At 64.4% G+C, this 13,116-nt stretch carries 7 protein-coding genes; 6 read left to right on the top strand and 1 reads right to left on the bottom strand.

Features of this window, described 5'->3' with window-relative positions; all coding sequences use genetic code 11:
* Nucleotides 1–11: 11 nt before the first annotated feature.
* Complete coding sequence (locus tag AC6I6S_RS18020; protein WP_497952071.1) at nucleotides 12–1,091, top strand: Gfo/Idh/MocA family protein; 1,080 nt, start codon at nucleotides 12–14, stop codon at nucleotides 1,089–1,091.
* 9 nt (nucleotides 1,092–1,100) lie between these two features.
* On the opposite strand, the gene AC6I6S_RS18015 is transcribed toward AC6I6S_RS18020, so the two are convergent.
* On the bottom strand, nucleotides 1,101–1,994 hold the full coding sequence (locus AC6I6S_RS18015; protein WP_497952070.1) for a Gfo/Idh/MocA family protein: 894 nt from the start codon (nucleotides 1,992–1,994) through the stop codon (nucleotides 1,101–1,103).
* Between the two features lie 90 nt (nucleotides 1,995–2,084).
* Here AC6I6S_RS18015 and AC6I6S_RS18010 point away from each other — a divergent pair, with 90 nt between their 5' ends.
* The 5 genes from AC6I6S_RS18010 (at nucleotide 2,085) to AC6I6S_RS17990 (ending at nucleotide 12,977) form a co-directional block, all read left to right on the top strand.
* Entirely contained in the window at nucleotides 2,085–2,942 is an 858-nt protein-coding gene (locus AC6I6S_RS18010; RefSeq protein ID WP_497952069.1) for an SDR family NAD(P)-dependent oxidoreductase, read from the top strand.
* 5 nt (nucleotides 2,943–2,947) lie between these two features.
* Complete coding sequence (locus AC6I6S_RS18005) at nucleotides 2,948–4,693, top strand: family 20 glycosylhydrolase (RefSeq protein WP_497952067.1); 1,746 nt, start codon at nucleotides 2,948–2,950, stop codon at nucleotides 4,691–4,693.
* A 124-nt stretch (nucleotides 4,694–4,817) separates the two neighbouring features.
* Nucleotides 4,818–8,948 (top strand): heparinase II/III domain-containing protein, encoded by a 4,131-nt coding sequence (locus tag AC6I6S_RS18000; RefSeq protein ID WP_497952066.1) that lies wholly within the window; start codon nucleotides 4,818–4,820, stop codon nucleotides 8,946–8,948.
* A 106-nt stretch (nucleotides 8,949–9,054) separates the two neighbouring features.
* Nucleotides 9,055–12,819: a heparinase II/III domain-containing protein gene (locus tag AC6I6S_RS17995; RefSeq protein WP_497952065.1), complete on the top strand. Its 3,765-nt coding sequence runs from the start codon at nucleotides 9,055–9,057 to the stop codon at nucleotides 12,817–12,819.
* Entirely contained in the window at nucleotides 12,804–12,977 is a 174-nt protein-coding gene (locus AC6I6S_RS17990; protein WP_497952064.1) for a hypothetical protein, read from the top strand. Before AC6I6S_RS17995 ends, AC6I6S_RS17990 begins: the two co-directional genes overlap by 16 nt.
* Nucleotides 12,978–13,116 lie beyond the last annotated feature (139 nt).

Here is a 13,116-nt window from a genome sequence, read left to right as displayed (position 1 = left end):
GTGAGGCCACTGTGAGCGAGTACGAGATCGCATTCATCGGAACGGGTCCGGAGCCGGAGAACCCCGTCTGGGGCGAGAGCGCTGCGATGGCCTACCGCCACGCCGAGGGGTACGAACAGCAGTCCGCGTGTCGACTGACCGCCTGTGCGGATCTGGTCGAAGAGAACGCCCTCGCGTTCGCCGATCGGTACGGGATCGACCCGGCGAACGTGTTCACGGACTTCGAGCGGATGCTCGAGGCGACGAGCCCGAATATCGTGAGCGTCAGCACGCCAGTGCCGACGCACGCGGAGATCGTCGTCGCCTGTGCGGAACATGACGACCGGCCGGCGGCGATCCACTGCGAGAAGCCGATGGCCGCCACGATGGCCGACAGCCGACGGATGAAGGCGGTGTGCGAGCGCGAGGGCGTACAACTAACCTTCAACCACCAGCGACGGGTCGCAGCGCCGACCCAACGACTCGGCACCCTCGTCGACGAGGGCGCGATCGGCGACGTCGACCGGGTCGAACTCACCACGAGGAACCTCTTCGACTCTGGAACCCACTTCATCGACGTCTGCAACGCCGTCCTCGGCGACCTGCCGGCGGAGTGGGTCATCGGACAGCTCGACTACCGGACCGAGAACGTCCGCTACGGCGTCCACAACGAGAACGAGGCGTTCGTCCGCTGGCACTACGAGGGCGGGGCCGACGCCGTCGCGGCGATGGGAGACGACGCCGACTTTATCGACTGCGACCTCCGGGTGCTCGGCACCGACGGCGAGATTCGGCTCAACCCGCCGGGCGACGCACAGCTCCGGCTCAAACCCGGCGACACCGAACCCTGGGAGGAGATCGTGACCGACGGCCCGTTCTCGGACGTCCCCGCCGCGACCCGCGCCGTCGTCCGAGGTCTCGAGACCGGCGACGAACCCGAACTGAGCGCGCGGCGGGCGCTCGCGGCGATGGAGATCATCTTCGCCGGCTACGAGTCCTCGCGGCGTCGCGGCCGCGTCGACCTGCCGCTCGAGATCGAGGACAATCCGCTGGTGTCGATGGTCGAACGCGGCGAACTCTCGCCGCGTCCGCCGGGTTCCGACGACGACTGAGCGAGTGAATCAGTAGTACGGCTCGTAGTTAGCCAGAAACGCGGTACTGTCGCGGGTCGTCGCCGTCGACATCACGTCGTCGAGCGGCACCGATTCGTCCTCCTCGAAGGCCGTCTGCAGGCCGAGCAGCAGGCGAGCAGCGTCGACCAGCCGCTCGCGGTCGTCGCGTTCACCCCGGGCGGCCTCGAGGAAGCCGTCGATGAACGGATCGTACATCCGCTCGAGTTCGGCGATCGTGCTCTCGATGTGGACGGTGTTCGTTCGGTCGCCGACGCCGAGGAAGGCAAAGGTTCCCTCTTCCTCGGGGCCGTCGAACCGAAGCGTGACCGTCGAGCCGTCGACGAAGTGGACCATCGCGACCCGACCGGCGCCGTCGATCGGTTCGATTCGCGTCCAGTCGGCGCCGATCACGTACCGGATCGTATCGACCAGGTGAACGCCGTAGTAGAAGGGATCGCCGTAGCCCGAACAGAATACCGTCTTCGGGTTCATCCCGGTCAACGCTTCGAGATCCGGATGAAACGGAACCGCGGAACCACCGTACAGCGGCGCCTCACCGCGCACCGCTGCGGCCTCGATGGCGTCGACGTCGGTGACCGAACCGGCCAACGGTTTGTCGATCATCGTCGGTACCCCTGCCTCGAGGAACGGCACGGAAAGCGTCCGATGTGAACACCAGTCGACGGTCAGTATCATGGCCGCGTCGACGTCGTCGACCATCGCGTGCGGGTCGTCGTAGCGGGTCGCGTCGTGGTCAGCACAGAACTCGTTCGTGTACGCGTCGTCGCGTATCTCACCGCCGTCCCAGACGGCTGTAACGGTTACGTCGTCGCGGTCACCCAGAATGCTCGCGAACTTTTCGGGGTGACTGGTGTCCAGTCCAAGGACTCCGACCTCGATCATCCTCCGTAACTGGACGGTCCGGATATATAGTTCTGCCCCCCGTTTCCCCAACCAATCGGTTAAGGTGGTTCCCTCGCAACGGTACGGACGATGACTCCGCTACTCGCAGACGAGACTATCATCGTCACCGGCGGTACCCGCGGAATCGGCAGGGCAGTCGTCGATCGACTCGCAGCCCAGGGCGCGAACCTCGTCGTCTCCTCGCGCAGCGAGGACGACGTGGCTGACGTCGCCGCCGCCCTGAGAACCGAGTACGACATCGACGCGGTCGGCGTTTCCTGTGACGTCACCGACCCGGCCGAGATCGAGGCGATGGTCGACGCGACACTCGAGCGCTTCGACGGGATCGACGGCCTCGTGAGCAACGCCGGCGGGTCGATTAACGACGACAATCTCCACCGGATCGACGAAGAAGCCTGGGATCGAACCGTCGAACTCAACCTCAAGTCGCTGTTTCTCGTCTCCCGTGAGGTGCTCCCACCGATGGTCGAGAGCGGCGGGGGTTCGATCGTCCACATGTCCTCGGTCAACGGACTCGACGGGATCGGCCAGATCGCCTACTCCTCGGCCAGAAGCGGCGTCCTCGGACTGTCACGACTCATCGCGACCCAGTACGGTCGCCACGGGATCCGCTCGAACGTGGTCTGTCCGGGGACCATCGAAACCGACCGCCGAGGTCGACAGATGGACGAGGTCGGGGAGAGCCGCGACACCGACGAGGGGGAGTGGACCCAGCGCGACCAGTGGATCGATCAGTATCCCGCCGGCCGCTTCGGTCGCCCGGAGGAGGTCGCCGACGCGACGCTGTTTCTCGTCTCGGAGATGGCGTCGTTCGTCAACGGCACACATCTCGTCGTCGACGGCGGACTCACCGCCGGCCTGGACTGGGGCTTCCAGCGACAGATCTTCGACAGCGACGAACGGCCGACGCGACCCAGCAAGCGGTGATATCGATGACGAGTAAAGAACTAGCCGCAGTTCCGCGGCCGCGACACGTCGAAATGCGATCGGACGACATCCGACTCGAGTCCCCGTTCGTCGTCGAAACGAGCGGAGGCGAGAGCGAGTCGGTGGCGGCGCTGCTTGCAACGTTGCTCGAGCGCGAGACGAACGGCTCCGTCGTCTGTGCCAACGGCAGCGCGGAGCCGAACGTTCGATTACTGCTCGAAGCCGACCCCGCAGACCGGTTCGACGATCCGGAGGGGTACGTCCTAGAGGCCAACACCGACAGCGAGCGGGTTACGATCAGCGCGTCGACACCTGCTGGACTGCGCCACGGCTGTCAGACCCTCGTGACCTCGCTCGCGGTCGAAGATGACGGAGCGGCGGGAGAGCTGTGGACGCTCCCCGCCTGCAAGATCCACGACTGGCCGGAGACGGAGTGGCGCGGGTTCATGCTCGATCCCGCTCGGGGCTACCTCCCGGTCGAGCAGGTGAAACGCCGCATCGATCAGGCCGCCCGCGCGAAGTACAACCGGCTGCACCTCCACCTGCTCGACGACGAGGGGTACGCCCTCGAGTCAGCGGCCTACCCGAAGCTGAATCAGGACATCGACGGCACGGAGCGACCGGCGTACTCGGCGGCCGACATCGAGGAACTGGTCGCGTACGCGAGCCAGCGCGGGATCGAGATCGTTCCGGAGATCGACGTACCGGCCCACGCGACACACGTCATCGAGCGCTACCCCGAACTCCGGTGTACCGTTCCGGACGGTGAGGCGGCCGACCGGACGATCTGTATCGGCTGTGCGGAGACGTACGAGTTCGTCGAGACGCTGCTCGTGGAGGCGATCGAGCGGTTCCCGTTCGAGTACGTCCACATCGGCGGCGACGAGTGGGAGATGCACGGCCGCTCGTGGGACGAATGTGTCGACTGTCGGGAGAAGATGACCGACGACGGCAGCGAAACGGTCAGGGAGCACTTCTACGCCTTCGTCCGCCATCTCCACGACTTCCTCGAGGCCCGCGACCGGCGGACGATCATGTGGAACGATCAGATCGATATCTCGGAGTCACCGGACCTCCCTCGAGATATCCTGATCCAGTTCTGGCGGGTAGCGGGCCCCGGTCGCGGCCCGGTCGAGGGCTGTAGCATGGAGCGCTTCCTCGAGGAAGGGTTCGACGTCCTCAATTCCTACGTTCACGCCGCCTACGTCAGGGGGTGGATCTCCGAGGAGTACATGCTCGGCTGGGCACCCCGACGGCGGCCGGCGGTCCCCGAGGAACGCGCCTCGCAGGTCCAGGGCGGGGAACTGCTCGCGTGGGAGCCCTCGAGCGAGGAGCGCCGCGCCTACTTCGAGCGAGCGCTTCCCTCCGCCATCCCGATTTTCGCGGATCGACTCTGGAACCCGGAGCCCCACGCCGACAGAGCGGCGTTCTCGCAGGCGGTGACGCGCCACGCGCTCGGGCCGTTCCTGCCCGACGGATTCGACATCTACCGGGATCTCGGTGGATTGATCGTGCCGACGAACTGGCGACGGTCGGGCAAGGAGCCGTGGGCTCACGCCAACGCCTCGCTCGGTGATCGCGCGCCGGCGGCCGCGCGAGCGGGATACGAGGAAACCCTCGAGACGCTCACCGGGCTCCAGTCCGAAAACGAGGCCGTTTACCCCGAAACCGTCGAGGCGTACGTCGACACCCTCGAGTGGCTCTGTGAGGTCGCAGACCGCGAGGGACGGGGCGTAATCGACCGACCCTGAGAAGCGTCGGCCTCGAACCGCACTGCAGGCGGATGGGCCGAAACGTTCGCCATCGACGGTAGTGGGACGAGGCGATTGCCGATACCCATCGTCTATATTTTGGTATAGTCTCTCGTGCTTAACGATGTCACGTAACGAGCAGGGCGATGGCAGCGGCGAGTGGACGCACGACCGGCTGTGTTCGGTCGTCGATCGGGCGACAACGTTCGATCTCTCCCGACGATCGATGCTAGCGACGACGAGTGCCGGGCTGGTCGGCGGGTTGCTGGCCTCGAGCAGTGTAACGGCCGACGAGGACGACGAGCGGTACCACCTCAAGACGCGGCCGACGATGTGGAGCGAGGAGGATCGTGAGAACGCACAGGCGAACATCGGACGATACGACTGGGCGGAAAACGAGCGCGACAGCGCCGTCGACTCGGCGGACAGCTATTTGGAAGAGTACGCGGGCGATGCTGACGACCCGGACCTCGACGCGTTGTGGTCGCTCGTCACCTCACAGAAGGTGCCGCGGGGTGGCGGCGTCGCAGCGGAGCGCGAGACGCTCGGAGGGAGATCGTCGTCCGGAACCGACCGCCGGTTCAAAGTCGAAACGGCCGTCGACAACCCCCACGGCGACGGGAACTTCGTCCTCCCGACGAACGACTTCGAGGCGTATCGACAGAGCGGCCATGACGACCGTGGGATGTTCGATCCCGAACTCGCGGACGACTCACTGCTCGTCAACGAGGAACACCCCGAGATGGGCGAAGGGTGGGGCGTCGACGACGGCTGGGGCTGGATCGACGAGGACGGTGACCTCGGGCACGGCGAGGGCCACCGCTGGAACGTCGTCGCGTACCACAACCACTGGTTCACGTGGCGACCCGGTGGAATCCGGCGGATCATCGTCGCACTCACGGATGCCTACCTGTTAACCGGGGACCCGAAGTACGCGATCCCTGGGCTCGTCATGCTCGACCGGATCGCCGACGTCTACCCGGAGATGTGGACCGGTGTCTATGGACAAATGGATGGGTTCTGGAACAACACCGGTGGACTCCAGACAGGCAAGATCATCGGCAGTGGCTGGGAGGGGAACCTCCAGCTGAACCTCATGCCGGCTTACGACGCCTTCTTCCCCGCGCTCGACGACGACGCAGTGGCTGACGAGGTGCTTGGATTCCTCCAAGGGAAGACTGCGGAGTTCCCTGGGCTCGAGAACAAGGACTCCGTTCGGGCGATCCGAGAGAACATCGAGGAGAACTGGATCCAGGAGATCCTCACGGCCGCTGAGGATTGTGACCTCCGACCGGACAGAGGCCAGCGTCCCGCCGTAGCGGTGTCCGCACGCATTCAGGACGACGTTCGCGAAGACGGCTACACACGCGAGGCGCTGGAGTGGTTGTTCCAACCAGGCGGTCAGGTCTTCGAGGGCGACGTCTGGGACGAGGAGCCCGAAAACTGGATCATGACTGGCGGCGAGCTGCTTATCCCCGTCGTGAACGTGTGTGACCGCGACGGCTACTGGCACGAGGCTGCCCCCGGTTACAACCGGATCAACATGTCCAACGTGCGCCAGGTGGCGGAGGCGCTGAAGGGGTACGACGGCTTCGAAGGCGCCGACCTCTACCAGCATCCAAAGTTCCAGCAGGCGCTCAAGCAAAACTCCGACCTGCTGTTGCTGGACGGCCTCACGCCCGAACTCGGCAACGAACACTCACCGACAAGCACCGCCTGGAGTACGTCTGGAGTCCAGGACGGCTACGAAGTATCGGGAGACACCATCTTCGCTCAGCTGTGGCACCGCTCCAATGGCTACTCGACGGCAGGTATTCGCGGGTCGATCTACGACGAGGACCCCGAAGGACTCGACGACGAACTGCAGGCGATCATCGACGCCGAGGGGCCGCTGGACCTACCGAGCCAGAACCTCGCCGGCTTCGGATTCGCGGCACTCCGCGACGGCGAGAATCACACGATCGGCACCGACACAGAGGTTACCTACGACACCTCTCAACTGTTCGTCGAGGCCTCAACTGCGGTCGACGACAGTTTCGACGAGGCGATCCAACTCGAGGGCGAACAAGAAGGAGAGCAGTGGAGCTTCGAGTTCGAGGCCCCCCAGGCTGGGACGTACGAGGTGGCAGTCGATGCACTGTTCGGCCCCGCTTCCTACGGCATTTACGAGCTGTACGTCAACGACGAACACGTCGACACCGTCGACTTCTACGCGGGCGGCGACGGTCGACAGACGCTGACGTACACGCTCGACCTCGCCGACGGGACCAACGAGATGCGCTGGGAGAACGTCGGCAACAACGAGGACGCCAATGAGTACAAGATGGCGCTGTACTCGCTGGGTCTGGACGACGACGTCGGCGTCGAACTCGACTACGACACCTCGAACCTGTTCGTCGAGGCGTCGGCACCGGTCGACGACAGCTTCGACGACGCGATTCAATTCGAACCCGAGGAGGAGGGTGACTGGTGGACCTTCGAGTTCGACGTGCCGGAAGGTGGCTCCTACGAGTTCGACATCCACGCGCTGTGGAGCGACACCTACGGTACCTACGACCTGGAGATCAACGGCGAGCACGTCGACACCGTCGACTTCTACGACAGCTTCTCGCCCGGTAACATCATCTACGAGGTGGACCTGGTCGAGGGAACCAACGAGATGCGCTGGGAGCTGGTCGGCACGAACGAGGACTCCGGCGGTCAGAATATGGCCCTGTACGACATCTCGCTGGCCGATGAGGCCGCCCGCGAGGAGTCCGACAGTAACCACAAGCGTGCGTTCTGGATGTACTACGGCCGGAACAACAACGACGCTGGCGGTACTGCGCACAACCACGCCGATACGCTGAACCTCGGCGTCGCAGCCCACGACATCGAACTCTCGCCGGACCTCGGTTATCCCGAGGAGACCGGCAGTTGGCCCAAGCGGCTCAACTGGACTGAGAACACGATCAGTCACAACACGGTCGTAGTCGACGAATCCATGCAGGACCCGCAGTGGGCGGCACACCCGCGTCACTTCGAGGGCGACGACGAGCGCGTCAACCTGATCGATGTCGAGGCGCCACACGCCTACCGGCATTGCGATGAGTACCGCCGCACGACAGCGATGATTACCGTGGACGAGGAACACTCCTACGCGGTCGACCTCTTCCGTATCGTCGGCGGGAACGACCACGTGTTCAGCTTCCACGGCGCACCAGGCGACTCGTCCGCTGAGGGCGTCGACCTCGTGGAACAAGACGGCGGGACGTACGCCGGCGAGGACGTTCCCAAGCCCGACTACGGGGAGAACACGGAGTACAACCAGGAAGTCGGGAGCGGCTTCAACTACCTCACGAACGTCGCCCGCGACGACGACCCCGGATCGAAAGTCGCTATCGAGTTTGACCTCGAAGACTTCTGGGGCTACCGGAGTGACGACGCCGAAGATGTCCACATGCGGCTCACTTCCTTTGGCGACTTCGACGAGGTTGCGTTGGCAGACGGCCACCCGCCACAGCTCGGCGGGAACCCCGAAACGATGCCGTACGCGCTCCTTCGCCGCCAGGGCAACGATATCGAGAGCGCATTCCTCTCGATCATCGAGCACTTCGAGGGCGAGCGTATCGTTGATACCGCCGAGCAGGTGCCGGTCGAGGGTGGGAACGGTCACGCCGTGAAGGTCGAACTCACTACCGGCAGGACGGACTACGTGGTCATCGCACCCCACGAGGACGACGTGGTCGTCGTTGACGATACCTTCAGGTTCAAGGGCTTCTTCGGTGTCTACTGCGAGGAAGACGGCGAATCTGAATACGCGTACGTCCACGACGGGACGAAGCTCGAAGCGCTCGACAGCGACGCGAGTATCGACGAGTTGCAGGGGTTCGTCGGCGGCGCCGTCAGGGACTTCACTCGAGAAATGACTCTCGAAAACGAGCTTGACGTCCAGCTCATGCGCGGACGCCGCGAGATCGACCGCCACGCTGGCTTCGTCTACGTCGACAATGACGACTCCAACCCGTGGCGCGACGACCCGGATCCGAAGGACCCGATCGGAGCCCGCGGCCAGCGCGGCCGTGGCAATGGCGTGTACCCGATCGAGGGGCTCGAGGATGGTGAGGGTAATATCGTCACCGTCGACGTCGGCGAGAAGACGTTCACTCGGGACTTCGTCGACGCGGAGCAACTCGAGGACGGCGGCTATCACCACGTGATCCACGAGGACGACGACGTTCGCATCCCGCTAACCGCGAGCTGGTCTGCAGAGTAGCAGGCTACAAGCCGCGGGCCGTCGACCAGCCGGTTTTTCTTCGCATCTGTATTCCAGCGGGGACATCCAGAAGCTATAAGCACTTGTGAATGAGTCGTGTGAGCAGATGTCACCCAATGGCGGTAGCCAGCGCGAAAGCGACTGGTCTCGAGACGCACTGTGTTCGATTGTCGATTCGACCGGACGATTCGACCTCTCGCGGCGGTCGATGCTGGCGACGACCGGAGCGGGAATCCTCGGCGGACTCCTGTCGACTGCGGGGACGGCCGGAGCCGAGGAGTCCGACGCGCTCAACACGAAGACCCGACCGACGATCTGGACCGAGGAGGACCGCGAGAACGCCCGTAACAACGTCGAGCAGTACGACTGGGCGGAAGACCAGCGAGACAGCGCCATCTCGAGGGTTGAATCCCGCCTCGAGGACTGGCAGGGACGATTTGGCTCGGATGCGGATACGCCCGATCTCGAGAGCCTCTGGCGGGTGGTAACCTCCCAGGAGATCCCGCGGGGTGCGGGCTTTTCCCCGCAGCGATATATCTCCGCGGACGCGGGCAACGACGGTCGGATGTGGAAGACAGATACCGGCGTCGACAACCCGGAAGGCGAGGGAACGATCACGGTCCCGACGAACGACTTCGAGGCCTACCGTCAGAGCGGCCTCGACGACCGGGGGATGTTCGACCCCGACCTGGCCGACGACGACCTGCTGGTCAACGAGGAGCATCCGGAACTCGGTGAGGGGTGGGGCGTCGACGACGGCTACGGCTTCGTCGACGAGGAGAACATCCTCGGCGTGGCCGACGAGAACTACACCCGCTGGAACTTCGTCGCTCACTATAACCACTGGGCGGTGTGGCACCACGGCGGCGGCCTTGCGCGCGTGCTACAGGAGTTGACGGACGCGTATTTGCTGTCGGGTGAGCAGCAGTATGCCCGCGCCGGTGTCGTCCTGCTCGACCGCATCGCGGACGTCTACCCGGAGATGGACATCACGGAGTACATGCTGAAACCGCCAGGTGTGTGGAACGACGGGTTCTGGAACAGCCACGGCGGCATGATGACCGGTAAGGCAGTCGGTGCCTACTGGGAGTCGAACGTCATGCGGCCGATCATCCGATCGTACGACGCCTTCTTCCCCGCGATGGAGGGCGACGACGAACTCGTGGACTTCCTGGACGCGAAGACCGAGGAGTACCCGGGACTCGAGGACAAGGATTCGATCGCGAAGATCCGAAAAAACATCGAGGATAACATCCTCCGGGAGATACTCCCGGCGATGAAGGATCTGAACATGGACAGCGGGGGCAACAGCGCACTTGCACAGGCCGCTCGCGTCCTCGACGAGCCAGACGGCTACACCGAGGAGGCCATCGAGTGGGTGTTCCAGCCCGGCGAACACATCTTCGACGGCGACGTCTGGGACGCGGAGCCGGAGAACTGGTACGCTACGGGTGGAAACATCCTCGCTCCGATGGTCGACGTCTGGGATCGGGACGGCTACAACAACAGAGCGGGCCCGGGATACAACACCATCCAGCTGAGCGGCACCCGCGAGTTCGCGGACTTCCTGCAGGGGTACGACGGGTTCGAGGGCGCAGACCTCTACCAGCACCCGAAGCTCCAGCAGTCGCTGGACGTGAACGTACCGCTGCTCGTGATCGATCAGTTTACCCCGCAGATTGGGAACCAGCACGGACCGCACACCTCCGAGTGGAACTCGACCAGCATTCAGGAAGGGTTCGAGGTGACCGGAGAGCCCCTGTTCGCCCAGGTGTGGCACTTCGACGAGGGCTACTCTACGGACGGAATCCGCGGATCGATCTTCGACGAGGACCCCGAAGGACTCTCCGAGGAGATCGATGCGATAATCCAGGCAGAAGGTCCCCTCGACCTGCCCAGCCGGAACGTTCCGGGCTACGGGTTCGCGGCCCTGAAGGACGGAGAGAACTACAGCTTACAGACGCGCGCCGGGGAGTTCGACACTTCGGAGATCTTCGTCGAGACGTCGGCGTACGTCGACGACAGCTTCGACGAGGCGATCCAGCTACAGGCGTACGAGCCTGGCGAGTGGTGGACCTTCGAATTCGACATGATCGAAGCCGGGGAGTACGAACTCGAGATCGACGCACTGTGGGTCGGCACCTACGGCATCTACGAGCTGTACATCAACGACGAGCACGTCGATACCGTCGATTTCTACGCATCCTCGTTCACGCAGGACTCCATCTCCTACGACGTCGAACTCCGGGAGGGAACCAACGAGATGCGGTGGGAGAACGTCGGCAAGAACGACGACTCCGACAACTACCTGATGGCGCTGTACCGGATCGCCGTCCTCAACGAGGAGGAGCAGGAGGACGAGGAACTCGCCGACCTCGGTAACGCCAAGCGCGCCATCTGGATGTACTACGGCCGCAACGGCTCGGACGGCGGCGGCCACACCCACAACCACAGGGACGCGCTCAACATCGGTGTTGCGGCCCACGATCTCGAGCTCTCGCCCGACCTCGGCTACCCGGAGGCAACGGGCTCGTGGCCCAAACGTTTCAACTGGACGCAGAACACGATCAGCCACAACACGGTGACCGTCGACGAGTCCGGACAGGACGGCCACTGGGTCGGCATCCCGCGACACTTCGACGGCGAGGACGAGCGGGTGAACCTGATCGACGTCGACGCCTTCCGCGCCTACGGCCAGTGTGAGGAGTATCGCCGAACGACGGCGATGATCGAGGTGGACGAGGCCCACTCCTACGGCGTGGACCTCTTCCGCGTCGCCGGCGGCGACGACCACGTGTTCAGCTTCCACGGCCAGGCCGGCGAGGCGTCCGCCGAGGGCGTCGACCTCGTTCCCCAGGACGGCGGCACCTACGCCGGCGAGGACGTTCCCAAGCCCGACTACGGCGAGGACACGGAGTACAACCAGGAGAACGGCAGCGGCTTCAATTACCTCACGAACGTCGCCCGCGACGACGCCCCCGACTCGAAGGTGACCGTCGACTGGGACGTGATCGACCACTACGGCCACCGCGACGACGACGCGGAGGGCGTCCACCTCCGACTCACCACGTTCGGCGAGTTCGACGAGGTGGCGCTGGCAGACGGCCACCCGCCCGATCGCGACGATAATCCGGACTCCCTCGACTACGCACTGTTCAACCGCGAGGGCGAGGACGTCGAGAGCGAGTTCCTCTCGCTCATCGAGCACTACGACGGCGAGCGCGTCGTCGAGGACGTCGAGGAGGTCGAGGTTGCCGGCGGCGAGGGTCGCGCGCTCAAGGTCGAGTTGACGACCGGCCGCACGGACTACGTCGTCTGCTCGTTCGCGAAGGACGAGGTCGTCGTCGACGACACCTTCGAGTTCGCGGGCTTCTTCGGCGTCTACTGCCTCGAGGACGGCGAGTCCGAGTACGCCTACGTCCACGACGGCACGCTGCTGGCACCCACCGACGAAGAGGAGCCACTCCTCGAGGTCGACCAGGGCTTCGTCGGCGGCGCCGTCCAGGACTTCACCCGTGGCATGAGCCTCGAAAACGAACTCGACGTTCAGCTCATGCGCGGACGGAACGAGCTCGAGCGCCACACCGGCTTCGTCTACATCGACAACGACGACTCCAATCCGTGGCGCGGCGACGCCGATCCCAAAGAGAAGCTGGCTGCGAGCAACCAGCGCGGCCGCGGCAACGGCGTCTACGAGATCGAGAGCGTCGAACCCGGCCGCGGTAACCGATACACTGTGAGCGTCGGCCGCCAGACGTTCGTCCGCGAGTTTAGCGACCCCGATCAGCTCGAGGACGGCGGTTACGAGTACATGATCTCCGAGGACGACGACGTCCGCATCCCGCTATCGGCGGCGTGGGACGGGAGATAAGGGGACTGTCGCTCGTCACCGACGGTTCCTTCGTTCGGAGGTCCACGGGAACGGACTCGAGGGTCACCACGACGGTCGACGTCGGTGACCGGACGTTCATCAAGTCCTTCACCGATCCCGACGACTTCGAGGACGGTGACGAGTACGTCCTCGGTTAAAACGGCGACGTGTCGATTCCCCGTCGCCGAAGCCCGGTCCAATAAAAACACTGACCCTGGGGAACGCCGACCATCGAACGTGTGAGTCGGCCAGCAGCGACTCGAGTCACGAGCCTCGAGCGTGCGACCTGTGGTTCCA

Source organism: Natrononativus sp. DTA114, assembly GCF_059736515.1.
This window is presented reverse-complemented; position numbering and strand designations above follow the sequence as displayed.

Excerpts from the sequence above, each read along its gene's own strand:
- AC6I6S_RS18015 (WP_497952070.1), bottom strand. The coding sequence starts at position 1,994 with ATGATCGAGGTCGGAGTCCTTGGACTGGACACCAGTCACCCCGAAAAG.
- AC6I6S_RS18010 (WP_497952069.1), top strand. The coding sequence starts at position 2,085 with ATGACTCCGCTACTCGCAGACGAGACTATCATCGTCACCGGCGGTACC.
- AC6I6S_RS18005 (WP_497952067.1), top strand. The coding sequence starts at position 2,948 with ATGACGAGTAAAGAACTAGCCGCAGTTCCGCGGCCGCGACACGTCGAA.
- AC6I6S_RS18000 (WP_497952066.1), top strand. The coding sequence starts at position 4,818 with ATGTCACGTAACGAGCAGGGCGATGGCAGCGGCGAGTGGACGCACGAC.
- AC6I6S_RS17995 (WP_497952065.1), top strand. The coding sequence starts at position 9,055 with ATGTCACCCAATGGCGGTAGCCAGCGCGAAAGCGACTGGTCTCGAGAC.